This is a genomic window from Vibrio sp. D401a, assembly GCF_030248515.1.
Taxonomy (GTDB): Bacteria; Pseudomonadota; Gammaproteobacteria; order Enterobacterales; family Vibrionaceae; genus Vibrio; species Vibrio rotiferianus.
Genome location: NZ_JAHGAI010000002.1, coordinates 29,453 through 55,112 on the forward strand (window position 1 = coordinate 29,453; position 25,660 = coordinate 55,112).

Below are 25,660 nucleotides of genomic sequence, written 5' to 3' on the forward strand. Positions count from 1 at the left end.
ATACCGCCTAATTTCTAAAGAGGATTAAATGGCTAAAGAAGACGTAATTGAGATGCAAGGCACTGTGCTTGACACTCTACCAAACACTATGTTCCGCGTTGAACTTGAAAACGGTCACGTTGTGACTGCACACATCTCTGGCAAGATGCGTAAGAACTACATCCGTATTCTTACTGGTGATAAAGTAACTGTAGAGATGACTCCATACGACCTATCTAAAGGCCGCATCGTCTTCCGCGCTCGTTAATCATAGATTTTCGGATGCAAATAAAAAACGGAGCTTATTGCTCCGTTTTTTAGTTAATGCTAAAGCAATTCAGCCAGTTCCTTTGTGAGTTGCAATACCGGCCTGTTACCGACATCATAGTTACCTGCTGTCGCGACAATTACCGCATTTTTACTTGGTAGCATCATAATGTATTGCTCACCAATGCCTATCGCGGCAACAGCGTTATTGACATTTGATACTTGCCAAAAATGCAGACCGTACCCCATTTCATAGCCAGTAAATTGGCTCAATCTCAATTCATCAAACCATTTGTTGCCAACAACTCGTTTGCCCGCATATTCACCTTTATGCAGCCACATAAGACCAAATTTACCCATATCAGTAGAGGTTAAGCGTAAGCCCCAATCTGCCCCAGGCTCTCCACTTCCTAATTGAGTTAACCATTGATACTGAACAATACCGAGAGGAGAAAAAAGCTTCTCTTTCATTACCTTTGTAAAAGGCTTTTCATAGACTTTCTCAATCACCTTAGAAAGCCCAATGGTTGAGAGCCCGCTATAGGCAAAGCGAGTTCCAGGTTCAAAAGAGAGAGGTGTAGACAAAAACTGCTCAAGCAAGTTTTTGGCATTATAGTGCCGAGCAAAAATATTGCCCTGCTTGTACGGAGAGCTCAATTCATCCAACGCAAAGCCAGTCGACATATTCATCACGTCTCGAAGGGTGATGTTCAGCTTCTTATCTCGATCACTAGCTTGATATTCAGGAAAAAAGCTAAAAATTGGTACATCTAAGCTTTCTATTTTACCTTCATCAATCGCAATGAAGATAAGGGTGGCTACAAACGACTTGGTTACTGAGTGAACATTATGAAGGACATCGCGACCTACGGCTAAGTTAGCGGTGTGGTAATTACCATTTCTTCCGCTTCCCTCTCGATAAAGTTCGAGTACTAAACGATCATTCTGCCAGACTAACAAACTATGGATGTTTGCCGCTTTACCTCGTTCTATGCGAGCGACTATAGGCTCAAAAACTGCGGTATTTTTCTCTATATGCAAATGACTATTGTCACAAGCAACCAACAGCAAGCACAGCACGATTAATAGTCGTTTCATTGAATTGACGCTCCAGTCCATATCCTACCCATGACTAAAACAGAATTAGTTTGCGACGTCAGCGTGCTATAAGAATAAAAAAAAAGCGTGCGACTCGTCGCACGCTTTTATCAGGACTAACTGATAATGTTAGTGAAGCGCAGCTTCTTTCTCGCTCAAGTACTCAAACTTAAGCTCGTCTTTCACTAGTGTCACCTTCACTGTACCACCGTCAACCAATGAGCCGAACAGAAGTTCATTCGCCAAAGGTTTCTTAAGCTGCTCTTGGATAACACGTCCCATTGGGCGAGCCCCCATCGCTTTGTCGTAACCTTTGTGCGCTAACCAATGACGAGCATCTTGTGATACTTCCATCGATACGCCACGAGCATCCAATTGAACTTGTAGTTCGACAATAAACTTATCAACTACTTGATGGATAACTGCTTCATCCAAGCTATTAAACCAAATGATATTATCTAGACGGTTACGGAATTCTGGAGTGAACACCTTCTTGATTTCCGCCATCGCGTCATGACTATTATCTTGTTGGATAAGACCGATAGATTTCTTCTCAGTCTCAGCCACACCCGCGTTGGTTGTCATCACAAGAATAACATTACGGAAGTCTGCTTTACGACCGTTGTTATCTGTCAGCGTGCCGTTATCCATAACTTGAAGTAGCAAGTTAAAGATATCTGGGTGCGCTTTTTCGATTTCATCAAGCAGAACGACTGAATGAGGGTGCTTAAGCACAGCATCGGTCAACAGACCACCTTGGTCATAGCCTACGTAACCAGGAGGCGCACCAATTAAGCGGCTTACTGAGTGACGCTCACCGTACTCAGACATATCGAAGCGCAGAAGTTCGATACCAAGCAACTTAGAAAGCTGAACAGTAACTTCTGTTTTACCAACCCCTGTAGGGCCCGCAAACAAGAATGAACCAACTGGTTTGTTATCCACGCCAAGCCCTGCACGCGACAGTTTAATCGCTTCAGAGAGTGCATCAATCGCGTTGTCTTGACCGAATACCAACATCTTCATCTTGTCATCAAGATTCTTCAGAATGTCTTTATCAGAAGACGACACTGATTTTTCCGGAATGCGCGCCATCTTAGCAACCATCGATTCGATGTCTGCAACGCCAACGGTCTTCTTACGACGACTTGCTGGTGCTAGGCGGCTGCGAGCGCCCGCTTCATCGATCACGTCGATAGCTTTGTCTGGTAAATGGCGTTCATTAATGTATTTCGCCGATAGCTCTACTGCTGCGCGCAACGCTTTGTTGGTGTAACGCACTTCATGGTGAGCTTCGTACTTAGGTTTCAAACCAATCAAGATCTTCGTCGTATCATCCAAAGAAGGCTCTACTACATCGATCTTTTGGAAACGACGCGACAATGCACGCTCTTTCTCAAAGATGTTGCTGTACTCTTGGTACGTCGTTGAACCGATACAACGCAACTTACCGCTGCTTAGCAGAGGCTTAATCAGATTAGCAGCATCGACTTGACCACCAGAAGCTGCACCCGCACCGATGATGGTATGAATTTCATCGATGAACAGAATCGCGTCTTCTTCTTTTTCAAGCTGCTTCAAAACAGATTTAAAGCGTTTCTCAAAATCACCACGGTATTTAGTACCAGCCAGTAGGGAGCCGATATCTAAGGAATAAATCACGCTATTTTGAATCACTTCAGGCACTTGGCCTTCTACAATTCTCCACGCAAGACCTTCCGCGATAGCCGTTTTACCTACGCCAGCTTCACCCACAAGTAATGGGTTATTCTTACGACGACGGCACAGCACTTGGATCGTGCGCTCTAGCTCTTTGTCACGACCAATCAATGGGTCGATATTACCCGCTTTCGCAACTTGGTTTAGGTTAGTTGCAAAGCTTTCCAGACGCTCTTCTGGGTTGGTTTCTTCAGGTGCATCTGAGCCAAACGAATCAGACGAAGAAGAATCTTCACTTGAGCCCGATGCTTTAGTAATGCCGTGAGAGATAAAGTTAACAATGTCCAAACGAGAAATGTCGTTCTTTTTAAGCAGGTAAGCTGCGTGAGATTCTTGCTCACTGAAAATGGCAACGAGGACGTTTGCCCCTGTTACTTCGCTGCGACCAGACGACTGAACATGGAAGACGGCGCGTTGAAGTACACGCTGGAAACTCAATGTCGGCTGGGTTTCGCGCGTCTCATCACTTTCTGGGATGAGCGGCGTTGTTTGGTCGATAAAAATATCGAGTTCATTTCGCAAAGCATCAAGGTCCGCTTTGCAGGCTAGAAGGGCTTCCTTAGCTGCATCATTTTCCAATAATGCAAGTAGGAGGTGTTCGACAGTCATGAACTCGTGGCGTTTATCACGTGCACGAGCGAATGCACCGTTAAGGCTTGACTCTAGTTCTTTATTTAGCATAAGTACCTCCCGAAAGAACAACTTGGGTTGCTCGAGCAAGTCTTCTTATTACGCTTGCTCCATAGTACATAGTAGCGGATGCTCATTTTCCCTTGAGTACATCGTCACTTGCGCTACTTTTGTTTCGGCAATTTCTGCGCTAAAGGTTCCGCAGACTGCCTTTCCTTCATAGTGAACCTTGAGCATAATTTGCGTTGCTTTGTCGATATCATGTGAAAAGAAACGCTCAAGTATCTCTATGACGAAATCCATAGGGGTATAATCATCATTATTTAGTACAACGTTATACAGCTTAGGAGGCTGAATTTTTGTACTTTCTTTCTCCAGAAGATCGGAGTCTGGAGTTACCCATTCAAAATTTTTACTCATGGCTATCTAAAAGTTATCGTATCAAAGGGTTGATGGTTTTACCTGCTTCGTAACAGACTACCATAAGCATACCGTGCGGTGTAGTGAGATAAGGCACCTAAATGCACTTTGATTGATAAAATTTTTCTCTTACATAGAGCCTAATCCACCAGTTCACTCGCTGCAAATAAAAGATTTTCTGATACGGACAAAAGCCGATTATTAAACCAGCAACTGAGTACTTTTCGTTGGTGGAATTTATCCCCCTCTCTAGTAAAAGGCAGAGATCACATTTACTCCACGAGCAACCTCTTAATTTCACTATTTATGCAGTTTCAACTCTTACCACACATTTTTCTAATATAAGCCTTGTGGATAGTATCTTTTACCACTCTTAGTCACACTTATAGACCGATACTCTAATTCTCAGATTATATTGACAAAAGACATTGCAAAATTGTTAATCTCAAAAGTGATTTGTTTTCAAATATGTTGTTTTTTGTACATATTTGCTATTGACTGTCTCACCTCTTTGACTACAGTGGAATGTGTTGGTGCATATTTTTTCAGTGGTGTTGTAGCTGGAGGCTTACTGCTTCGCTGAGAGTTTGCGCAACAATGACGTGTATTAGCATTATTGCTAAGAGAAGTACTTTGGCTAAAGGTATGGCCGAAGTGAAGAACAACATCAGTAAAAAATGCATGAGGGATGTAAACGCATGGCTACAGGTACAGTAAAGTGGTTTAACAATGCCAAAGGATTTGGGTTTATCTGTTCGGATCAAGAAGAGGGAGACATATTCGCCCACTACTCTACTATCCAAATGGACGGTTATCGTACACTGAAAGCAGGCCAACAAGTCTCATACGAGGTTGAAAAAGGTCCAAAAGGTTCACACGCAAGCAGCGTAGTACCAATAGAAGACCTAGCCAAATAAATAGAGCGCTGTCGGAAAGACAAACCATTTGCTCTCGTCAAAGCACAACACAACTTGCTTTTATGAAGAGAAAAATAAACCCGCTTAAAGCGGGTTTGTTGTTTTTATCAGTCTTTGACACGCGCTACCTAAGTAGCGCGTACAGAGTTACTTGTTGATAATAGCGTTCAACGTCGCGCTAGGACGCATCAATGTCGATGCTAGAGCGTCATCCAGAGAGTAGTAACCACCTAACTCACCTTTAACACCCTGGGCATTGTTTAGCTCAGAAACAATCGCGTCTTCTTGCTCTGCCAACGCTTTTGCTACTGGTGCAAACTCTGCCGCAAGATCGGCGTCTACCGCTTGCTCAGCCAAAGCTTTCGCCCAGTACGATGCCAAGTAGTAATGGCTACCGCGGTTATCTAACTCACCAACTTTGCGAGAAGGTGATTTGTTTTCATCGAGGAACTCACCTGTCGCTTTATCAAGTGCATCGGCCAGAACTTGAGCTTTTGCATTGCCAGCAACTGTACTTAGATGCTCAAGAGACGCAGCAAGTGCAAGGAACTCACCTAGAGAATCCCAACGCAAGTGGTTCTCTTTCTCTACCTGTTGAACGTGTTTAGGAGCTGAACCGCCCGCACCTGTTTCGAATAGGCCGCCACCATTCATAAGTGGAACGATAGACAGCATCTTCGCAGATGTACCTAGCTCTAAGATTGGGAACAAATCAGTTAGGTAGTCGCGAAGTACGTTACCTGTTACCGAGATTGTATCTAGACCTTCTTTGATACGCTCTAGAGAGAATTTACATGCATCGATTGGTGCAAGGATCTTAATTTCTAGACCTGAAGTGTCGTGTGCAGGAAGGTATGCATTTACTTTCTTGATAAGCTCTGCATCGTGAGCACGCGCTTCATCAAGCCAGAACACAGCCGGTGCACCCGAAGCACGAGCGCGAGTTACAGCAAGTTTCACCCAATCTTGGATCGGCGCATCTTTGACCTGACACATACGGAAGATGTCACCTTCTTCTACAGCTTGCTCAAGAAGAACTGCACCAGAAGCATCTACAACGCGTACAGTACCTGCTGCATCTAGAATGAATGTTTTATCGTGTGAACCGTATTCTTCGGCCTTCTGAGCCATTAGACCTACGTTTGGAACGCTACCCATTGTTGTTGGGTCAAACGCGCCGTGCTCTTTACAGAAGTCGATAACCGCTTGGTAAATACCTGCGTAGCTACGATCTGGAATCATTGCTTTAGTATCTTTCTGCTTACCGTCTGGTCCCCACATTTGGCCAGAAGCACGTAGCATTGCAGGCATAGAAGCATCAACAATGATATCGCTTGGTACGTGTAGGTTAGTAATACCACGATCTGAATCCACCATCGCTAGTGCTGGTTGCGTTTCGTATACCGCAAGAATAGCCGCTTCGATTTCTGCTTTTTGTTCCGCAGGTAGCGCATTGATCTTCGCATATACGTCACCGATACCGTTGTTTACATCAACGCCTAGCTCTTCAAACAGCTTGCCGTATTTCGCAAATACGTCTTTGTAGTAAACCTTAACTGCGTGGCCGAAGATAACTGGATCCGACACCTTCATCATGGTCGCTTTCATATGCAGAGAAAGCAGGACGTCTTGTTGTTTTGCTTCTGCAATTTCTTTCTCGAAGAACTCAACAAGCGCTTTCTTGTTCATTACTGAACAATCGATCACTTCTTTGTCTTGCAGAGGGAATGCTGATTTAAGTTCTTTTACCGCACCATCAGCAGCAACAAATTCGATTTTTACGTCAGTCGCACCAGAAACAGTTGTCGACTTTTCACTACCGAAGAAATCGTTGTCCGCCATGCTTGAAACATGAGATTGGGAATCAGCTGACCATGCACCCATTGAGTGTGGATTTTTCTTCGCGTAATTCTTTACTGAAAGTGGCGCACGACGGTCTGAGTTACCTTCGCGTAGAACTGGGTTAACCGCACTACCTTTGATTTTGTCGTAAGTCGCTTTAATCGCTTCTTCCTCGTAAGTGCTCGGTTCTTCTGGGTAGTTTGGTAGTTCGTAGCCTTTTGCTTGTAGCTCTTTAATAGCCGCTTTTAACTGTGGAATAGACGCAGAAATGTTTGGAAGCTTGATGATGTTTGCTTCTGGTGTTTTTGCCAACTCACCAAGTTCTGTTAGCGCGTCACCGATGCGCTGATCTTCTTTTAAATGCTCTGGGAAGTTAGCGATAATACGACCCGCTAACGAAATATCACGTGTATCTACATTAATGCCAGACGATGCGGTAAACGATTGAATGATTGGTAGTAATGAATAGGTTGCTAACGCCGGGGCTTCATCAGTGATTGTGTAGATAATTGTAGGTTTTTCTGTAGGCATGAAATTTCCCTATTTTTTACTCAACTAAGCTGAACAACTCAGCAACTGAGTTTGTTGAATTGACGCATTGCTAAACGTTAGTAGTGCATTTCTCCTCACCAACGCGACATGCGGTTTGCACTCTTTTTTATAGTTTGAAGCTCTATGGCTCTCTATCCATGAGTACACTTTGTGCCAAGTTTACTTTTATGCTGTGCTTATGTAGGAACACCGCCCTAAAAGCAACTTGGCTATATCATTAAACAAATAACACTAAATAGTCTATTATTCTGTGCGCTTTTGTTAGTTTTAGGCGCGCAAATGATAGCCGATCAGAAGAAAACTTAAAACTTTCAAATACAGTTCATTTACATTTTTGCAAGGTAGTTAACATGTCATCTCGCACGGGTCATGAGAAAGGTCGCCGCAGCAACCAATCTAAATCAAGCCATTTTAAACGCTCAAGTAAGCCAAACCATTCAAATGGACCAGCTAAAAATAGGCCAGGCCGCACAACCCGCTCCTCAAAACCCGCGAGGCCACGCATTGCACCTGAAGATCGTAAAGTGATTATCTTCAACAAGCCATATGACACGTTAAGCCAGTTTACTGATGGGGATGGTCGCAAAACCTTAGCGGATTACATCCCAGTGAAAGATGTATACGCTGCAGGGCGATTGGATAGAGACAGTGAAGGTCTGATGGTGCTAACAAACGATGGCATCTTACAGGCTAAGTTAACGCAGCCTCAATCGAAATCACCAAAAACCTATTGGGTACAGGTAGACGGAGCGCCTCAAGAAGAAGACTTAGAGAAGCTACGAAAGGGAGTTGAACTGAAAGACGGCATGACGTTACCAGCAAAAGTTGAAGTGATGCCTGAGCCAGCGATCTGGGACAGAACCCCACCCGTCCGGTTTAGAGCAAATATCCCTACGACTTGGTTATCCATTACCATCATTGAGGGTCGAAACCGTCAAATTAGGCGTATGACAGCACATATCGGTTTCCCAACGCTGCGTTTAATTCGTTACTCAATGGGCGATATACAGCTTAATGATTTAACGCCCGGAGAGTGGAAAGAAATCAAGCTCTAACTTCAAACCTCAAAAAACATAAAAGCAGGCATTGGCCTGCTTTTTTAGCTTTTACTACTACAAATAACGATTATTGTTGAGCGACCCACTTCTTAAATGCTTCTTTTTCTTGTGGCGTTGCTTTGTTATACATCGTCTTTAAAAGATCAACCATTTGGCTGTCTTGAGTTGTGGATTTCTGGCTACTCTTAATTTCCTGAGCTTTAGGCTCTATTTCGCTTACCGCTTGTTGGTGTTGGTTAACCGTCACGTAAGTAACCGCGACACTAGCAAGACCACCAGCGATATTGTAGTTGCGTGCCTCTTGAGAATAGTTACGACCGATTTGAACGCCATCAGATTCTAATACGTCTTCAACCAAATCAATTGGCTTCCCTTTAGAATCAAGCAACTGCCACGCCAAAGGAGAAATGTTTGTTTGTGCTTGGCGATAAGTTTTGAATTTAGGTAACTCGAACGTTAGTTCTTCATCTGTTGCATCGAATTTGGCTATGATGACGTCACCATAAACACCTTTAATGTCATCACCGATTTCAAACTCTGGCTGATATTTGAAAACAATCTGGTTTGTTCCGTCCGGGATCTCCATCGTTTTCTCATCTGAAAATAAGCCGCCCTCTAACTTTGGCTTCTCCATATTTACAGACAATAATTTCACATCCTCAGGCACTACCAGAGTTGTCGCAGCGTACAGGTTTGCACTTGCAAACAAAGACAATACCATTGCTGCTTTTAGTGATAACTGCATAGACTTATATTCCTTATCTTCAATAAAAAAGACCCAGCACTAGGCTGGGTCTTACAATATCAAACTGGGTTTTGATTACCAGTAGAAACGTGCACCAACACCGAAGTCAGTTTTAGAATCTGTTGCCGCAGTCGCTTTACCAGCTTCTAGCTTATCACCATCGAAGTTGTAACCAGCTTCAGCGAATACGCGAGCCCACTTAGAGAACTTGTATTCAACGCCAGCGTAAAACTTAGATTGGTCGCCGTCTTTCTTACCAGCTTTGTCAGAAGAAGATGCTACTAGCTCGTAACCAGAGTAAAGAGTTGTTTTAGGAGCAACTGCGAACATACCCGCTAGAGAAAGAGCGTGAGAGTCGATTGTTTCGCTTGCAGCTTTGTCATCGTTCTCGTTGTAGTAGTATGTTGCACCTAGAGTGTGTTCACCTAGAGCGTACTCAGCAGTTACTTCGAAAGATAGGTTTTCGCTGTTGTTGCCTTTAGAAGCGATCTTGTTCTCAGAAGATAGAACACCCGCGTGCATAGATAGGTCACCGAAAGACTTACCTACGAATACTTCGCGAACTTCTTCGTTCTTGTCATTCTCGCCTAGTGCGTAACCAGCTTTTAGCCAGAATGCATCGTTTTCGAATGCGTATTTGATTTGAGAAGAGTTGTTCCAAGCGTGTCCGTAAAGAAGTGCAGAACCGCCGAAGAAGTATGAGTAATCAGCACCGTAAACGTCATCCGCGAAAGTACCTTCTTTACCGAAGCGGATAGTACCCATTTCACCCATGTCGAAACCGATGATGTGACGACGAACGTATACTGTATCGTCTGTACGCTCGCTTGAGTTTTCTTCAGCGCCGTAGTTGTCACCTAGACCTACACCTAGCTCAACTTCACCTAGAACTTTTAGGCTGTCGTTTACAACGTAAACGCCGTTAACACCCATACGTGAAGAGCTAGTGTTTAGCTCAGCTGTGTGGTCGTTGCTATCTAGGAATAAAAGAGTTGGACGTAGTTGACCGTAAAAATCAACAGAACCGCCTTCAGCTTTGTATACTTCAGCTGCGTTTACTGAAGTTGCAGACGCAACTACAGCTAGAGCTAATAGAGTCTTTTTCATAATTAATCCACTGCCTTTTCTTAGTTTGGGATATCCTTGTCCGATTCCCTTTTTTTATTTTCGAAACCACTTGTTATCGAAGCGTAACAATGTTGGTTTGCAAAATCTGGGCACTAGAGTGCAAAAGATTATTCTGCCTGTCAAATTTTCTAAATATTTACATCAAAAAACAAAAATACACTTTAAAAACAATAACTTGATTTTTTATATTTAAATTATTCGATGAACTTCTAAACAATCGACTTGATTTTTATTAATTTATCATTTCATTAATAAGCAGTTTAAAATATTAAAAATCAATATGAAAAAACCAATATCAAAGAACAAAACACTACTAAAATGGCATTTTTGAAGTTTTATATATTTCATTCCATGAAATTATTTTCATTTGAATTAGGTTCAATATTTTTTTGTGAACAAGATCTACATTCCATACAAAAGCATTCCATTTTGTGAACTACTGTACAGCTAGTGAAGTGTGCTACTATGCGCCACCAACGCATTTGAGGCCCGTATGCTAACCAGTAACATTCAAAAGTCGATTCGAAACAGCTATCAGAACTTACAAGCTCAACTGGACAACTTTGTGCCACGTCGAGCACAAAACTATCTAGTCGCTGAGATTGCAAAAACGCTATGCGGGCAATACCACAAATCAAATCGTATGCTTATTGCTGAAGCTGGTACCGGGATCGGGAAGTCTTTATCTTACTTAATGGCGGCGATTCCCGTTGCGGTACATAACAACCGTAAAGTTGTGATATCGACTGCAACAGTGGCTTTACAAGAGCAGTTAGTAAACAAAGATTTGCCTCTTTTCCGCCGTATTACAGATCGAGAGTTCTCCTTTATTTTGGCCAAAGGCCGCCAACGCTACTGCTGTGCAGAGAAACTTGCTACTGCAAGCGGAGTTGATGGTGGTCAGCTCGCTATGTTTGAGACAAAACCAAAGAAGAAAGACATCGAGCTTCTAGAGACCATGTATCGTTCTCTTGCTCAAGGTAAGTGGGATGGCGACCGTGATTCTTGGCCAAAGCCAATAGATGATCGTCTATGGCAGCTTATTGTGAGTGATAAGCACAGCTGTAATAATAGCTTACCTGCCCATCGCAACTGCCCTTTTCAGAAAGCTAGAGCAGAGTTAGACAAGAATGATGTCATCATTGCCAACCATTCATTAGTGATGGCTGATGCAGACTTAGGCGGTGGCGTGATTCTCCCTGAGCCTGAAAACACGATTTATGTGTTTGACGAGGCCCACCACCTACCCCATGTAGCTCGCGACCATGCATCCGCATCTGCGAGCTTGAAAGGTGCGGCAGCTTGGCTAGAGAAGCTCAACCAATCGACCAGTAAGTTTTCATCCTTAGCTGATGAAAAGCGTGTCGCCCGTTTTCGCAATGATTTACAGGAATCGGTGCAAGAGCTCATCCCTGCACTGAGCCAACTAACCAAACAGTTCGATCCTGCACAGTTCGAAGAAAACATTTATCGCTTTGAACATGGCGAGCTGCCCACTTGGTTAGAAAATCAATCTAAAGATCTTAAGCAACTAAGTAAGAAAGCGAATCAAAGTGTGGCTAAGATCGCCGATCTTATAGCTGAGCGAGTGAAAGATGGTGAACTTTCATCAAGGTTAGCAGAACCAGCCCTCGCTGAATTAGGTTTTTATATTCAGCGCTTGGAAAACCTAGCACAGGTGTGGAACCTAATGGCAGAGCCCACCCGCGACAAAGGCGCTCCTTTGGCTCGATGGCTAGAAAAACACCCAGACCAAGAAGGCGATTATATTGTTAGTGTTTCGCCACTGGAGATTGGCTGGCAACTCGATCAACAAATCTGGAGCCGCTGCATTGGTGCAGTCCTTGTATCAGCAACGATGCGCGCACTAAACTCCTTCCATTACTTCTGTCATCAAGTAGGTGTCGATGCTAAACCTGAGTCAGGAACTCAGTTTTTAGCATTAGCTTCTCCGTTCGACTATCAAAACCAAGCCGAGCTTTTGATTCCAGCGATGAAATATGAGCCTCAAGCACCACAATTTACCGAATATCTTATTGAAATTTTGCCTAAGTATTTAGAAGACAACAAAGCAAACTTAGTATTATTCTCCTCTTATTGGCAAATGAACCAAGTAGCGGATGCGTTAAGTTCAGATTGCATAAAACGGGGCTGGGCACTACAAGTTCAAGGCGAAAGTTCACGCACAGAAATTCTAAAAAAACATAAAAAGCTCGTAGATCAGCAGAAAACTAGCATTCTTTTTGGTACAGGAAGCTTCTCGGAAGGTCTTGATTTACCGGGAGAGCTACTAGAAAACCTCATCATTACTAAGATTCCATTTGGTGTCCCTACTTCTCCGGTAGAACAAGCACACTCGGAATACATAGAGAAGAAAGGAGGGAATCCGTTTATGCAGATCACCGTGCCTGACGCGAGCAAAAAGCTGATTCAAAGTGTTGGTCGTTTACTGCGCAAAGAACGCGATTCTGGTAGAGTGACCATCCTTGATAGACGCTTAGTAACAAAACGCTACGGGCAAGCTTTAATTGACTCGCTTCCGCCGTTTAAACGCAAGATCGAATATTAGAAGAATAACTATTTATGGAAATGATTGAGCCAACCATGTTGTTGGTGCTGGCGCTCGTCGCTTTTGTTGCTGGATTTATTGATGCTGTAGCCGGTGGTGGTGGCATGTTAACCGTACCTGCTTTGCTATCGTTAGGCCTTCCGCCACATATTGCATTAGGTACCAACAAGTTAGCCGCATCTTTTGCTTCTTCCACTGCCGCTTTTACCTATTATAGAAAGCGCTTGTTCAAACCACAGTGCTGGGGACGAGCGTTTGTAGCAACACTCATTGGTGCTACATTAGGAACGCTGTTTGTTGATGCTATTAGTACAGAGTGGTTAGAGAAGGTTTTACCTCTAATTATTCTTGCGGCCGCCATGTACACCGTATTCCACAAAACACCGCAATCAACACATCAAAGCCCAACCCCTGAACCTTGCCCTATGCTCAATAAAAAGCAGTATATGCAAGGTTTTACGATCGGCTTCTATGATGGATTAGCAGGGCCTGGTACAGGCGCGTTTTGGACGGTAAGTTCGATGGCTCTTTATCGACTGAACATCTTGCTTGCGTCAGGCTTAGCCAAAGCAATGAACTTTACTAGCAACTTTACTTCTCTTATCACTTTTGCAGTTTTAGGTCATATCAACTGGGTACTGGGCTTAACCATGGGGGTCTGTTTAATGGCGGGCGCTTTTGTTGGTGCGCATTCCGCGATTCGATTTGGCTCTAAATTCATTCGCCCCGTATTTGTTACCGTAGTAAGTGTATTAGCAATTAAACTTGCTTATGAAGCGTGGTTTGTGGGATTAGCATGAACATTAAACAACTTTCTGAAAACTTAGAACAGATGTCTAACCAAGCAGCGGCACTTGATCGCCAACGCGGTGAGCATCATGTCCCTCTCTTTGATGAACGTTTGTTCCACTGCCGTTCTCGGTTATTGGTTCCTTGTGTTAAAGAAGCAACTGCAACACTTGATTCTATTGTCCGTGAACAGAAAGAAGAAAAACTCACAGCACTTCGTGCAGAGTACCTGACCGAAAGACTTGTCGCTCAAATAACAGCTATTCAACGCGAAATTTCTACGACCAAAATCCGTAAAGGTGAAATCAAACACAGCAGCCATTTCAGAAAACCAATTAACGTTCTCTACCAAGAACTGGCTCAGCACCAAGAATGGGCTCGTCGTTTACGCGAAATGGTATTAGAAAAAGAACGGGCCGTCGAAATGGCACCAAGCTTTGCAAGGGCTGAAGCTCAGAAAGTCTTATTAGCAACAGAACAACGACTACAACGTTGCGAAGCAGCACTTCTTAAATTGGAAAACCAAATTACTCATAGGGAAAAAAACCAGTAATGCCTGAACAACCAAAATCCCCTCTTGATGACGCGCCAGCAGAGATCAAACTCGCTGTGGATTTGATTTACTTATTAGAAACCAATGAGATCGATCCAGAAACCGCGTTGAAAGCGATTAAGATTGTGCAAAGCGATTTGGAAAATAAGCTTAAAGCTGAATAAAGCGTTATCTGGAAACAAACACTTAAACACAATAAAGGGGAGCATCAATGCTCCCCTTTATATTGCGCGGACAAAAGTGGCTTAAAAGCCATTAGACTTGGAACTGCGCCATCAACGCTTGTTGTTGGTCAGACAACGATTCCATCTCTGAACCAGCACTCTCTGATGATTGAGCCTGATTGAGGATTTCGCTGCTAAGGTCTCGGATATTCGCTACACTTTGATTCACTTCATTTGATACCGATTGCTGCTCTTCGGCCGCTCTGACGATCTGACTGTTCATGTCATTGATAGCAGCAATAGACTCAAAAATACTTTGCAACTCTTCTACTGCCATATGGACTTGTTCAGCTGAAGATTGTGCTTTTTGGTTACCCTCTGTAATAGCTCCCACTACCGCCTGTGTTCCAGTTTGGACACTAGCGATCACATCTCGAATTTCCCCTACAGAGCTTTGAGTACGACTTGCTAAATTTCGAACCTCATCCGCAACCACGGCAAAACCTCTACCTTGTTCACCTGCTCGTGCGGCTTCGATAGCAGCATTAAGCGCTAATAAATTGGTTTGCTCAGAGATGCCCTCAATGACCGTCAGAATTTCTGTAATGCTCGCATTGTTATTTGCCAACTCTTCCACCACAGGAACGGCTTTCATCATAGTAGAAAGCAGCGCTTGCATTTGTTGCTCAGACGCTTGAATCACTTGCTGCCCTCTCTCGGCTGATTTGCTTGCTGCTGAAGCTGCATTCACCGCAACTTCCGCATTTTGCACCACCAGCGCCGCGGTTTGCGTCATCTCTTCAGCGGCAGTGGCAACGAGATCAACCTCTTTGAATTGTGCATCACTACTGCTTCTTGTCGCCGCAACCACCAGCTTCGCATGTTCGGTTTTTCCCGCCATTTGTCGTGAAGTGTCAACCACTTGTTTTATCGTGCTCTGTAATCGCGCTAAAAATTGGTTAAATGCGTTTGATAACTGGCCAATTTCGTCCTGTGATTGCACATTCAAACGTTGGGTTAGATCCCCTTCTCCCGTTGCAATGTCTTCCAAGCGAAGCACGACTTCCCTAATTGGTCTTACAATGGTTTTTGCCAATAACGCTGTCGTGGCTAAGCCAATTAGTACTAGAACAACACCGACACTAACCTCGATGATGATCCCTTCTTCCATATTCGTCGTGATCAAGGTATCTAGCATGTCTGCATCAGCCAATACGGCCGAACGCGGCATTTCAAAGATCACCCCCCAAGTCTGGTTGGCAACTTGAATAGGAGAGAAGACCGTCATCCACTCATCTGAGGCGTTCCACTCTACTGCAGCTTCTCCCCCAAACAAGAAATCGGTTAGCTTATCATTGGATAGGTTTGAACTAACAAAAGGTTGACCAATGGTATTTGCTGAATCATCCGACGCGAGTAACGTGCCATCAAGGCTGATCATTGACACGCTTCCGACTCCTGCAAACAAACTTTGATCAGAATTGGTCGCAATCTTCGCCAGCTGATCCAAACGAAGTTCGATCCCTAAGAAGCCGATAGGAACGCCTTCCACAATTAAAGGAATAGAAATGGAAGTCGTGAGGAAACTGCCAGTATCATTGCTGTTCAATCGAGGTGAAGCAACACACGTTTGGCCAGAAGAAACAGGACAATAAAAACGTTCAGCGTTCTCATTCTGATTCAGCACTTTCTCACTGAGAGTCTTGGCGAGCACATTTTCGCCATTGTTTGCCTTTGACCAATAAGTTGCAAATCGTCCCGCTTCATTAGAACCTACATAGTCGGCACTTTTATAGTTTGAGTCTTCACTGTCTAGCATGTCCGGATTAAACACCAAGTACGCAGCTTGTATCGCATCAAAACGCAAAACTGCCTGTCGAATCATTTCGTTCAGAGCTGACCGAAGATCTTCACTCGCACCAAAATTCTCCTCTGAGTTAGATTTGAAGAATAACGCGTTCGCAGCCAACATTTCGGCTCTATATGTCGCTTCATTGAGGTACTCAGACACTTCCGTCGCATTCAATAGCGCACGGGTTTGTAAAAGTTGTTCCGACTTTTCAACAACAGACGCACTGCTCTCTTGTTGCAACAATTTTTGGTTGCCGAGCGCGTTGTAAACTGAAAAGCCAATCAAAGATAAAGAAGTAACAAGCAGGCAAAGCCCGGAAAGTAACATGATTTTCCACTGCACAGATAGGGTTCGCATACAACATCCTTATTCAAGCAAACTCATTTTTGAGACTCATTAAACCATACGCAGGGACAATAGCAATTACATATTTAACAATTCCTTAAACTTAATTTGATTACATGAGAACCGTTTTCAGCTCGGCTTTGCGATGGTAACATCATGCTCAAACACGCCCTCTCAGAAGGATAAAAAATGAAAGTAATTAGCTTTAACATCAATGGACTTCGTGCGCGTCTGCATCAACTACAAGCGCTTATCGACAAGCATCAGCCAGACGTTATTGGCCTTCAAGAAATCAAAGTACACGACGAAACTTTTCCAATCGAAGATGTCGAAGCGATGGGTTACAAAGTTTACTTTCACGGCCAGAAAGCGCACTACGGTGTGGCTATGCTATGTAAACAAGAGCCAATCAGCGTTCAAAAAGGTTTCCCAACCGACAATGAAGAACATCAAAAACGCATGATCATGGCGACATTTGAAGATGAGCATGGAGAAAAGGTAACGGTTCTAAATGGTTACTTCCCGCAAGGCGACAACATTGCTCACGAAACCAAGTACCCATACAAACGTCAGTTCTACAAAGATTTGATGACTTATCTAAACGATCATCACTCTAACGATGAACAATTGATTGTCATGGGTGACATTAACATCAGCCCAATTGACGCGGATATCGGCATTGGCGAACCAAACCGTAAACGTTGGTTGAAGACAGGTAAATGTTCTTTCCAACCAGAAGAACGTGAATGGTTGCAAACGTTGTTAGATTGGGGTTTCGAGGATACTTTCCGCAACTTGCATCCAGAAGTCAATGACCGTTTTTCATGGTTTGATTACCGCTCTCGTGGTTTTGATGACAACCGTGGCCTTCGCATTGACGTTATCCTAGCAACACCATCACTTGCGAAGAAATGCGTTGAATCGGACATTGATTACGAACTACGTGGTATTGAGAAACCGTCTGATCACGCACCGATCTGGTCGACATTCGAATAGTTCTAAGTTTTCTCCAAATCGAAAAGTCTTTAAATTGAAAAAGAGCGCCAATAGGCGCTCTTTTTGCTTGTTAGCTGTCTAAGGATTTAGCTCAACGGTCTTAGATATGCCAAGAAGCGCTTCTCTGCCATTTTAAAGCACCACAAAATGATGAAGGTCAGTGCCATATAGAATAATCCCGCAGTCAAGAATGACTCAAATGGTGCGTAATAACGAGAATTCACCAAACGAGCAGCCCCTGTCAGGTCCATAATGGTAATAATACCTGCAACCGCACTACCGTGGAGCATGAAGATGACTTCATTAGAGTAAGCTGGCAGTGCACGACGCAATGCACTTGGCAGAATAATGCGGCGATAAGTCATAAACTTGCTCATACCGTATGCTTTAGCGGCTTCCACTTCACCTTTAGGCAAACCATTAATTGCCCCACGAATAATTTCCGCCGTATAGGCTGATGTATTCAGTACGAAAGCCACCAGCGCACAGAACCACGCGTTTTCCCAAAGTGTGTCTTTCACCGGGAAGAACTGGTCCATACCGTAATAGATAAGGTAGAGCTGCACAAGCAATGGAGTCCCACGGAAAAAGTAGATAAATGCCCATGATGGTAAACTCAAGGCGTAGTTTGTGCTATTGCGCGCAACTGCGAGAGGGATCGATACACACAGACCAATCACCAGCGCTAAAGCAACAAGCCATACTGTTGTCCACAGCCCATCAAGGTAGACCGGGAAACTTTCAACGATCAATGAAAAATCCATGGTTTACCTCGCGTGAATACTGAATTTTCGTTCAACCAGCTTAAGTAAGCCTGTTGAAACACTGGTAAAGAACAAGAAGATGATCGCAACCGCCATATAAAAAGTGAATGGCATTTTGGTTGTACCCGCCGCCAACGAGCTCATGCGTACCATATCTTCCAAACCAATGATGGATACTAATGCCGTCGTTTTCAGTAGAACCAACCAGTTGTTACCAAAGCCAGGTAAGGCATGTCGAATCATTTGAGGTAATAAGATTCTGCGAAACGACATCACCGGGCTCATGCCATAAGCTTTTGCCGCCTCTAGCTCGCCTTTGTCTACGGCCATGATCGCGCCACGGAACGTCTCAGCCATGTAAGCGCCAAAGATAAATCCAATGGTCAGCACGCCAGCAATAAAAGGACTGACGTCAATATAATCCGGCAAGTAAGAAGTCCACTCATGGTTAGGATCACTGGCAGTAAACCATTCGTTGAGTGTCTCATTGATCGAATAAAGACTGTTGTTTAATAGAATTTGACCACCGAAGAAGATCAGCATCATCAGAACTAAATCTGGAATGCCACGAATGATGGTGGTGTAAAGTGTCGCAATAGCCCTCGCCCACTTGTATGGTGCGAGTTTTGCCAACGCCCCTAGCATACCGAGAATGACAGCTAACAGCAGAGAAAGTACCGCGACTTCGATAGTTACTAAAGCCCCTTTTAAGATCGAGGCTTCATATCCTTGTAGATCCAGCATAGGTGAGTTCCTAATCCCTAAACTCAAAAGATCGACCGTTGGCTACTTCTAGGAACAAGCCAACGGTCGCTTAGTTACAGCTTACTCGCCGTAAACATCGTAATTGAAGTATTTACCTGCAATTTCTTGGTAAACACCTTTTTCACGTAATGACAAGATAGCAGCATCTAGTTTCTTAGTTAGATCTTTGTCTTGCTTGCGAACCGCAATACCAAAGCCATCACCAAACCACTTAGGATCCGTCAGAGAAGGTCCAACGAATTCGTAAGCGTCACCGCCAGCTTTGTTTAGTACACCTTCTTCTAGTGCCGAAGCATCACCAAGTACTGCTGCAACACGACCGTTTGCAAGGTCTAGGTAGGCTTCGTCGAACGATCCGTAACGAACGATATCTACTTTATCGCCATAGTTATCTGTCAGGTATTTATCGTGAGTAGTTGCGCGTTGAACGGCAATCTTTTGACCATCGAGGTTGTCAAAATCTAGATTTGCACCCTTCTTCGCTATAAATTTGTTTGGAATCAGAGCATATTTACCTGTGAAGTCCACTTTCTTCTTGCGCTCTTCAGTGATCGACATTGCAGCGATGATCGCATCATATTTGCGAGCGAGTAGAGAAGGAATGATGCCATCCCAATCCTGAGCAACAATCTTACACTTTACTTTCATTTCTTCACAAAGTGCGTTTGCCATATCAACATCAAAGCCTTTCAAAGAACCATCGGTTTCTGTCCAGCTAAATGGAGGGTATGCACCTTCAATACCGAAGCGGACCGTTTTCCATTCCTTTGCTTGAGCTACACCAGATACCGCAGTAGCAGCAAGCGTCGCTGCTAATAACCACTTTTTCATTTCCATACTCCTGTGATTGTTATTTTGTATCGTTTTGTTTGCTTTGTTTATGTGGTGTGAACCACGATAGATTAGTAGATCGATGAAATAAATTGCTGTAGTCGTTCTGAATCTGGGTTTGTAAATAGCTTAGCTGGATCTCCCTGTTCTTCCACCAAGCCTTGATGTAAAAACATCACATGGTTAGATACATCGCGTGCAAATGCCATTTCGTGGGTTACAACGAGCATAGTTCGACCTTCATCGGCCAAATCTCTCATTACACCCAAAACTTCACCGACCAACTCTGGGTCAAGAGCAGAAGTCGGTTCATCAAACAACATGACTTCTGGATCAACGGCAAGTGCACGAGCAATCGCCGCGCGTTGTTGCTGACCTCCGGAAAGATGCCCAGGGTAATAGTCTTTACGCTCGTACAACCCTACCTTCTTCAGCAGTAGCTCCGCGTTTTCAATCGCTTGCGCTTTAGGTACACCAAGTACGTGAACTGGTGCTTCAATCACATTTTCTAGAACGGTTAAATGGGACCAAAGGTTGAAGCCTTGGAAAACCATCGCTAAGCGAGAGCGAATACGTTGTACTTGTTTTTCGTTGGCAGGAACGGACTCCCCTGCTCGATTGTTTTTCATCTGAATAAGCTCACCGTTTACCCAAATTTCACCGGCAGTTGGAGTTTCAAGAAGGTTGATACATCTGAGGAAGGTACTCTTACCGGAACCAGAAGAGCCAATGATAGAGATAACATCCCCTTTATGTGCGGCAAGTGAAATACCTTTTAGTACTTCATTCTGGCCAAATGTTTTGTGCAGGTCTTTTATATCTAGCGCTGGTACATCATTCATTGCGCTTTACTCCCTGTGTAATGTCACTGCTTAGAGGGACTCCGCCCTCCTTATTTGGGAACAAATTATCACCACACAAAAAAACATGCAACAAGTTATTAACTTTACTACCCAAGGGTAAGGCAACACAATATAAGCATATATATTCAAAATAAGGCACAATACCCTACATTAAGTGCATTAATAGTTTTTTGAAACATCTTTAGTCGTTAAAAATATGTTTCACTCCATTTCGTTATTTACTTCTAGAATGAGCCCCCAATCAGTCTAATTTTATGCAACTTGTGTAATCAAATTACATCAATAAAAACCAGCTCATTCGCATATTGGACACTTTCTGTAGTTTTCTTTCACATCTATTCTTAAAGTGATCTAAATCAATCACCCCAAAGGGCTATCTTGTTAGACTCCGCCTCAATGATGAGGAATTTTTTGTGCCTCAACACAACAGGTTATTAGCTATGCTTAGGCACGAGGTATACGTGCAACAAAATCCTAATAATAGCTAGCATAGGAAGTACCGCAGGACGCGGATTTTAAAATTCAATTCAGAATTAATAACTTTTTAAACATATGAGGAATCTATGTCAGACGCAGTAAATAAAGCGCACTCTGATTCAGATATTGAGACAAAGAGCTACAAAGAGCTTCATCGTCCATCTTCTGAGTTCGCAAGCCGTTCAGACTACCTAGACCACGAACTGCAAATCATGAAGCCACGTCGCTTTGGCTTGAACTTGCCAGGTCGTGATTTCCGCTTTGAGCTTGAAGACCTTGTTCCAGCACTGGCTGGTACTATCGGTATTATCGCAATGTACTCTGCGGTAATGATGTCTTGGGCTGAAGGCCTTACTGCAGCATGGGACCACGTAAACTTAGGCAAGGATTTTGCAATCGAAGTTGCGCGTGTAGAAATGCTTATCCCTGCACTCCTTTTCTGTGTACTTGCTTCTGGTTTTATTAACCCTAAAGCCAACCTTGCGGGTAACCACGGCCCAATGATCCCTCTTATTGGTACCATCGCTCTAGCTGGTGCTCACCCTCTTGCATTGGCAATTTTAATCGGTGTATTCGGTCTTTTATTGAGTGCCTTGAAAGGCGGCTCTAAACTGGTGAACCTCACCTCAGAAGGTACGGCTGGTGGCTTGCTTATCTTTTTAGGCTTAACGGGTACCATGAGCCAGATCACTTCGATTCAAGATTGGGCAGTTGGCCTACAATCTTCTACCGTTGAAGCTGGCAGCATGGGCTACGTTGGTCTTATTGTACTGGCAGTCACTATCGCGCTATACGCATTCCTTGCAAAAGTGAACAAGCGTTGGCTAGCAATCCCAGTGTGTGCTTTCACTGGCCTTGCAATCGCTTTAGTACTAGGTGCCGGTTTCGATATTAAGTTCGTAACTGAAACAGGTCTTCCTAACCTAAACCCTGTTTACTGGTGGGGCAGCACTGAAGAAGGTTGGATGCTAGGTCTTCCTAACATGGAACACTTCATCGCATCGCTACCATTTGCAATCCTTGCTGTAGCTATGTGGTCTCCTGACTTCCTAGGTCACCGTATCTTCCAAGAACTGAACTACCCTAAAAAGACTGAAAAAGTACTGATGGACGTTGATGACACAATGACAATGTGTTCTATCCGCCAAATGGTAGGTACAGCAGTAGGTGGTGGTAACATCACTTCATCTTGGGGTACTTACATGATCCCAGCAGCGATCGCGAAACGCCCTATCCCTGGTGGTGCTATCCTTCTTGGTCTTCTAGTAATGATCATCGCAATCCTTGGTTTCCCAATGGATATCGCGGTATGGCCACCAGTAATGCGTGTTGCTCTTCTTGTAGGTGTATCTCTACCTCTACTTGAAGCAGGTATGCAAATGGTGAAAGACTCAAAAGATTCTCAAGCAGCAGGTATCTGTATCTTTGGTTCAGCAGTTGTTAACCCAGTTCTAGCTTGGGCACTGACGATGCTTCTAGACAACAACGGTCTAATTGGTGATAAAGAGCGTGCATCTCGCCTATCATTTGTCGACAAGATTGTGATCCCTGTAGGTGTACTTGTTATCTGTTTAGTCGCTATGCTTGCAGTAGGTATGCTAGAAGGACAATATGGCATTAAAGCTTGGCTATAATGACATTCGTTCAAAAATTGTGTGGGTAGCGCTTGTCGCTACCCAATTTTTATCGAGATTTTTTAGTATTTATTGATTTAGTTTAAGGTTTGCAAAATTTTTTTAGTGTAGCCTTGAATTGTGGTTGGGAAGAACCCACATTGTTAGCAGTGACAATATTTATAGTTTTATGACCCACATTTTCTTATTTAAGACTATACATATTGTTATTCATTAAGAGTGTACTGTTCTCCATCTAACAGTGGAGATAGCTGGCTCAACGGCGAACCAGTACGTATTTTTTTCTACTACAAAGGTAGGTATGTCATGGCAGAGCAATTTGCTAAAGCTTGGGAAGGTTTTGCTGCAGGCGACTGGCAAAACGAAGTAAACGTTCGTGATTTCATTCAGAAGAACTACACTCCGTACGAAGGCGACGAATCTTTCCTAGTTTCTGAAGGTACTGAAGCGACTAACAAGCTTTGGGCTAAGGTAATGGAAGGTATCAAACAAGAGAACGCGACTCACGCTCCTGTTGATTTCGATACTTCAGTTATCTCTACCATCACTGCTCACGATGCAGGCTACATCGAAAAAGACCTAGAAACTATCGTAGGTCTACAAACTGAAGCTCCTCTTAAGCGTGCAATCATCCCTAACGGTGGTATCCGTATGGTTGAAGGTTCTTGCAAAGCTTACGATCGCGAGCTTGACCCACAAGTTAAGAAAATCTTCACAGAATACCGTAAAACGCACAACGCTGGCGTATTCGATATCTACACTCCAGATATCCTAGCATGTCGTAAATCAGGCGTTCTAACTGGTCTTCCAGATGCGTACGGTCGTGGTCGTATTATCGGTGACTACCGTCGTGTTGCTCTATACGGTATCGACCGTCTAATGCAAGACAAGCTAGCTCAATTCAAGTCTCTACAAGAGCGTTTTGAGAACGGTGAAGATCTACAGATGACTATGCAGCTTCGCGAAGAGATTGCTGAGCAGCACCGTGCACTTGGTCAAATGAAAGTTATGGCTGCTAAATACGGCTGTGACATCTCTCGTCCAGCTGAAACTGCACAAGAAGCTATCCAGTGGACTTACTTCGGTTACCTAGCAGCTGTTAAATCTCAAAACGGCGCAGCAATGTCTCTAGGTCGTACTTCTACTTTCCTAGATATCTACATCGAACGTGATATCGCTGAAGGTAAGATCACTGAAGTTGACGCACAGGAAATGATCGACCACTTCGTAATGAAACTACGTATGGTTCGCTTCCTACGTACTCCTGAGTACGATGATCTATTCTCTGGCGACCCAATCTGGGCAACAGAGTCTATGGGTGGTATGGGTCTTGACGGTCGTACGCTAGTTACGCGTTCAAACTTCCGTTTCCTAAACTCTCTATACACAATGGGTCCTTCTCCAGAGCCAAACATCACTGTTCTTTGGTCTGAGCAGCTACCTGAAGGCTTCAAGAAGTTCTGTGCGAAAGTATCTATCGATACTTCATCAATCCAGTACGAGAACGATGACCTAATGCGTCCAGACTTCGAGTCTGATGACTACGCAATCGCATGTTGTGTATCTCCAATGATCATTGGTAAACACATGCAGTTCTTCGGCGCTCGCGCTAACCTAGCTAAGACTCTTCTATACGTTATCAACGGCGGTGTGGATGAGAAACTGAAGATCCAAGTTGGTCCTCAAATGCCTAAGATCACTGACGAAGTTCTAGACTTCGACGATGTATGGGGCAAACTAGACCACTTCATGGATTGGCTAGCTAAGCAGTACGTGACTGCACTAAACAGCATCCACTTCATGCACGACAAGTACAGCTACGAAGCTGCACTAATGGCTCTACATGACCGTGACGTACGTCGTACCATGGCTTGTGGTATCGCTGGTCTATCTGTTGCTGCTGACTCACTATCTGCAATCAAATTCGCGAAAGTTAAACCAGTTCGTGACGAAGATGGCGTAGCAATCGACTTCGAAATCGAAGGCGACTACCCTAAATTCGGTAACAACGATGCTCGCGTAGATGATATCGCTTGTGAACTTGTTGAAGTATTCATGAACAAGATTCGTCAGCTTAAGACTTACCGTGATGCAATCCCAACTCAGTCTATCCTAACTATCACTTCAAACGTGGTATACGGTAAGAAGACTGGTAACACGCCTGACGGTCGTCGCGCAGGTGCTCCTTTCGCACCAGGTGCTAACCCAATGCATGGTCGTGACGAAAAAGGTGCTGTAGCGTCTCTAACGTCTGTAGGTAAACTACCGTTTGCTCACGCTAAAGATGGTATCTCTTACACGTTCTCTATCGTACCTAACGCTCTAGGTAAAGATGAAGGTTCACAACGCGCTAACCTAGCTGGTCTAATGGATGGTTACTTCCACCACGAATCTGGCATTGAAGGTGGTCAACACCTTAACGTGAACGTACTTAACCGCGAAACTCTAGAAGACGCTGTTAAGCACCCAGAGAAATACCCTCAGCTAACAATCCGTGTATCTGGTTACGCTGTACGCTTCAACTCTCTAACTGCAGAGCAACAAGCTGACGTAATCGCACGTACATTCACTGAGTCTCTATAAGACTCATTGAAGTAGCACTTTGAGTGATAACTGAAAGGCTGACGCAGCAATGCGTCAGCCTTTTTTATTATCTTGGTTCGAAGTTGTGACCCACCCTGAGATTTTCTAGCATAACTTGAG

21 protein-coding genes are annotated in these 25,660 nt (G+C 43.9%); 10 read left to right on the forward strand and 11 right to left on the reverse strand.

Features of this window, described 5'->3' with window-relative positions:
- Window positions 1–28 precede the first annotated feature (28 nt).
- On the forward strand, window positions 29–247 hold the full coding sequence (infA, locus tag KIV41_RS02430; protein WP_001040192.1) for a translation initiation factor IF-1: 219 nt from the start codon (window positions 29–31) through the stop codon (window positions 245–247).
- A gap of 59 nt (window positions 248–306) precedes the next feature.
- On the opposite strand, the gene KIV41_RS02435 is transcribed toward infA, so the two are convergent.
- The 3 genes from KIV41_RS02435 to clpS all read right to left on the reverse strand — a co-directional run bounded on the left by KIV41_RS02435 (window position 307) and on the right by clpS (window position 4,113).
- Window positions 307–1,344, reverse strand: coding sequence for a serine hydrolase (locus tag KIV41_RS02435; RefSeq protein ID WP_285335602.1), 1,038 nt, complete (start codon window positions 1,342–1,344; stop codon window positions 307–309).
- A 129-nt stretch (window positions 1,345–1,473) separates the two neighbouring features.
- Entirely contained in the window at window positions 1,474–3,744 is a 2,271-nt protein-coding gene (gene clpA, locus KIV41_RS02440) for an ATP-dependent Clp protease ATP-binding subunit ClpA (RefSeq protein ID WP_285335603.1), read from the reverse strand.
- A gap of 48 nt (window positions 3,745–3,792) precedes the next feature.
- Window positions 3,793–4,113, reverse strand: coding sequence for an ATP-dependent Clp protease adapter ClpS (gene clpS / locus KIV41_RS02445; RefSeq protein WP_010447208.1), 321 nt, complete (start codon window positions 4,111–4,113; stop codon window positions 3,793–3,795).
- Between the two features lie 698 nt (window positions 4,114–4,811).
- Between clpS and cspD the strand changes: the two genes are divergently transcribed.
- Window positions 4,812–5,030 carry a cold shock domain-containing protein CspD gene (cspD, locus tag KIV41_RS02450; RefSeq protein WP_010447207.1) on the forward strand — a complete coding sequence of 73 codons (219 nt, stop codon included), beginning with the start codon at window positions 4,812–4,814 and terminating at the stop codon, window positions 5,028–5,030.
- A 147-nt stretch (window positions 5,031–5,177) separates the two neighbouring features.
- Here the strand turns inward: cspD and KIV41_RS02455 are convergent, their stop codons facing one another.
- Window positions 5,178–7,403 (reverse strand): NADP-dependent isocitrate dehydrogenase, encoded by a 2,226-nt coding sequence (locus KIV41_RS02455; protein ID WP_285335604.1) that lies wholly within the window; start codon window positions 7,401–7,403, stop codon window positions 5,178–5,180.
- Window positions 7,404–7,774: 371 nt separating this feature from the next.
- Here KIV41_RS02455 and KIV41_RS02460 point away from each other — a divergent pair, with 371 nt between their 5' ends.
- Window positions 7,775–8,479, forward strand: coding sequence for a pseudouridine synthase (locus KIV41_RS02460; protein WP_285335605.1), 705 nt, complete (start codon window positions 7,775–7,777; stop codon window positions 8,477–8,479).
- A gap of 70 nt (window positions 8,480–8,549) precedes the next feature.
- Here KIV41_RS02460 and KIV41_RS02465 read toward each other — a convergent pair whose 3' ends face one another.
- Window positions 8,550–9,227 (reverse strand): DUF2057 family protein, encoded by a 678-nt coding sequence (locus KIV41_RS02465; RefSeq protein ID WP_285335606.1) that lies wholly within the window; start codon window positions 9,225–9,227, stop codon window positions 8,550–8,552.
- 75 nt (window positions 9,228–9,302) lie between these two features.
- The gene (locus KIV41_RS02470; protein WP_038885811.1) at window positions 9,303–10,334 is read right to left on the reverse strand and encodes a porin; all 1,032 of its coding nucleotides are present in this window, start codon (window positions 10,332–10,334) and stop codon (window positions 9,303–9,305) included.
- Window positions 10,335–10,848: 514 nt separating this feature from the next.
- On the opposite strand from KIV41_RS02470, the gene dinG reads away from it, so the two are divergent.
- From dinG to rsmS, 4 genes are read left to right on the forward strand one after another with little or no spacing between them, the layout of a single operon-like run.
- Window positions 10,849–12,924, forward strand: a complete 2,076-nt coding sequence (dinG, locus tag KIV41_RS02475) for an ATP-dependent DNA helicase DinG (protein ID WP_285335607.1) — start codon at window positions 10,849–10,851, stop codon at window positions 12,922–12,924.
- 14 nt (window positions 12,925–12,938) lie between these two features.
- The gene (locus KIV41_RS02480) at window positions 12,939–13,724 is read left to right on the forward strand and encodes a TSUP family transporter (RefSeq protein ID WP_285335608.1); all 786 of its coding nucleotides are present in this window, start codon (window positions 12,939–12,941) and stop codon (window positions 13,722–13,724) included.
- Window positions 13,721–14,266 (forward strand): primosomal replication protein, encoded by a 546-nt coding sequence (locus KIV41_RS02485; protein ID WP_071235714.1) that lies wholly within the window; start codon window positions 13,721–13,723, stop codon window positions 14,264–14,266. The genes KIV41_RS02480 and KIV41_RS02485 overlap by 4 nt, the downstream gene beginning before the upstream one ends.
- Entirely contained in the window at window positions 14,266–14,430 is a 165-nt protein-coding gene (gene rsmS / locus KIV41_RS02490) for a pleiotropic regulatory protein RsmS (RefSeq protein ID WP_010447195.1), read from the forward strand. The genes KIV41_RS02485 and rsmS overlap by 1 nt, the downstream gene beginning before the upstream one ends.
- A 91-nt stretch (window positions 14,431–14,521) precedes the next feature.
- On the opposite strand, the gene KIV41_RS02495 is transcribed toward rsmS, so the two are convergent.
- Window positions 14,522–16,639, reverse strand: coding sequence for a methyl-accepting chemotaxis protein (locus KIV41_RS02495; RefSeq protein WP_285335609.1), 2,118 nt, complete (start codon window positions 16,637–16,639; stop codon window positions 14,522–14,524).
- Window positions 16,640–16,816: 177 nt separating this feature from the next.
- Here KIV41_RS02495 and xthA point away from each other — a divergent pair, with 177 nt between their 5' ends.
- Window positions 16,817–17,623, forward strand: coding sequence for an exodeoxyribonuclease III (gene xthA, locus KIV41_RS02500; protein ID WP_285335610.1), 807 nt, complete (start codon window positions 16,817–16,819; stop codon window positions 17,621–17,623).
- A gap of 86 nt (window positions 17,624–17,709) precedes the next feature.
- On the opposite strand, the gene KIV41_RS02505 is transcribed toward xthA, so the two are convergent.
- From KIV41_RS02505 to KIV41_RS02520, 4 genes are all read right to left on the reverse strand, one after another.
- A complete protein-coding gene (locus KIV41_RS02505; protein WP_010447189.1) occupies window positions 17,710–18,387 on the reverse strand; it encodes an ABC transporter permease in 678 nt (225 codons plus the stop codon).
- A 3-nt stretch (window positions 18,388–18,390) separates the two neighbouring features.
- The gene (locus KIV41_RS02510) at window positions 18,391–19,131 is read right to left on the reverse strand and encodes an ABC transporter permease (protein WP_010447186.1); all 741 of its coding nucleotides are present in this window, start codon (window positions 19,129–19,131) and stop codon (window positions 18,391–18,393) included.
- Window positions 19,132–19,212: 81 nt separating this feature from the next.
- The gene (locus KIV41_RS02515; RefSeq protein ID WP_252041798.1) at window positions 19,213–19,983 is read right to left on the reverse strand and encodes an ABC transporter substrate-binding protein; all 771 of its coding nucleotides are present in this window, start codon (window positions 19,981–19,983) and stop codon (window positions 19,213–19,215) included.
- 71 nt (window positions 19,984–20,054) lie between these two features.
- Window positions 20,055–20,825: an ABC transporter ATP-binding protein gene (locus KIV41_RS02520; RefSeq protein ID WP_005446708.1), complete on the reverse strand. Its 771-nt coding sequence runs from the start codon at window positions 20,823–20,825 to the stop codon at window positions 20,055–20,057.
- Between the two features lie 584 nt (window positions 20,826–21,409).
- Between KIV41_RS02520 and KIV41_RS02525 the strand changes: the two genes are divergently transcribed.
- Window positions 21,410–22,957: a DUF3360 family protein gene (locus tag KIV41_RS02525; RefSeq protein ID WP_010447182.1), complete on the forward strand. Its 1,548-nt coding sequence runs from the start codon at window positions 21,410–21,412 to the stop codon at window positions 22,955–22,957.
- Between the two features lie 306 nt (window positions 22,958–23,263).
- The gene (gene pflB / locus KIV41_RS02530) at window positions 23,264–25,540 is read left to right on the forward strand and encodes a formate C-acetyltransferase (protein WP_038898170.1); all 2,277 of its coding nucleotides are present in this window, start codon (window positions 23,264–23,266) and stop codon (window positions 25,538–25,540) included.
- The last annotated feature ends 120 nt before the right edge of the window (window positions 25,541–25,660 follow it).

Coding starts and splice junctions, on each gene's coding strand:
- infA (WP_001040192.1), top strand. CDS start 29: ATGGCTAAAGAAGACGTAATTGAGATGCAAGGCACTGTGCTTGACACT.
- KIV41_RS02435 (WP_285335602.1), bottom strand. CDS start 1,344: ATGAAACGACTATTAATCGTGCTGTGCTTGCTGTTGGTTGCTTGTGAC.
- clpA (WP_285335603.1), bottom strand. CDS start 3,744: ATGCTAAATAAAGAACTAGAGTCAAGCCTTAACGGTGCATTCGCTCGT.
- clpS (WP_010447208.1), bottom strand. CDS start 4,113: ATGAGTAAAAATTTTGAATGGGTAACTCCAGACTCCGATCTTCTGGAG.
- cspD (WP_010447207.1), top strand. CDS start 4,812: ATGGCTACAGGTACAGTAAAGTGGTTTAACAATGCCAAAGGATTTGGG.
- KIV41_RS02455 (WP_285335604.1), bottom strand. CDS start 7,403: ATGCCTACAGAAAAACCTACAATTATCTACACAATCACTGATGAAGCC.
- KIV41_RS02460 (WP_285335605.1), top strand. CDS start 7,775: ATGTCATCTCGCACGGGTCATGAGAAAGGTCGCCGCAGCAACCAATCT.
- KIV41_RS02465 (WP_285335606.1), bottom strand. CDS start 9,227: ATGCAGTTATCACTAAAAGCAGCAATGGTATTGTCTTTGTTTGCAAGT.
- KIV41_RS02470 (WP_038885811.1), bottom strand. CDS start 10,334: ATGAAAAAGACTCTATTAGCTCTAGCTGTAGTTGCGTCTGCAACTTCA.
- dinG (WP_285335607.1), top strand. CDS start 10,849: ATGCTAACCAGTAACATTCAAAAGTCGATTCGAAACAGCTATCAGAAC.
- KIV41_RS02480 (WP_285335608.1), top strand. CDS start 12,939: ATGGAAATGATTGAGCCAACCATGTTGTTGGTGCTGGCGCTCGTCGCT.
- KIV41_RS02485 (WP_071235714.1), top strand. CDS start 13,721: ATGAACATTAAACAACTTTCTGAAAACTTAGAACAGATGTCTAACCAA.
- rsmS (WP_010447195.1), top strand. CDS start 14,266: ATGCCTGAACAACCAAAATCCCCTCTTGATGACGCGCCAGCAGAGATC.
- KIV41_RS02495 (WP_285335609.1), bottom strand. CDS start 16,639: ATGCGAACCCTATCTGTGCAGTGGAAAATCATGTTACTTTCCGGGCTT.
- xthA (WP_285335610.1), top strand. CDS start 16,817: ATGAAAGTAATTAGCTTTAACATCAATGGACTTCGTGCGCGTCTGCAT.
- KIV41_RS02505 (WP_010447189.1), bottom strand. CDS start 18,387: ATGGATTTTTCATTGATCGTTGAAAGTTTCCCGGTCTACCTTGATGGG.
- KIV41_RS02510 (WP_010447186.1), bottom strand. CDS start 19,131: ATGCTGGATCTACAAGGATATGAAGCCTCGATCTTAAAAGGGGCTTTA.
- KIV41_RS02515 (WP_252041798.1), bottom strand. CDS start 19,983: ATGAAAAAGTGGTTATTAGCAGCGACGCTTGCTGCTACTGCGGTATCT.
- KIV41_RS02520 (WP_005446708.1), bottom strand. CDS start 20,825: ATGAATGATGTACCAGCGCTAGATATAAAAGACCTGCACAAAACATTT.
- KIV41_RS02525 (WP_010447182.1), top strand. CDS start 21,410: ATGTCAGACGCAGTAAATAAAGCGCACTCTGATTCAGATATTGAGACA.
- pflB (WP_038898170.1), top strand. CDS start 23,264: ATGGCAGAGCAATTTGCTAAAGCTTGGGAAGGTTTTGCTGCAGGCGAC.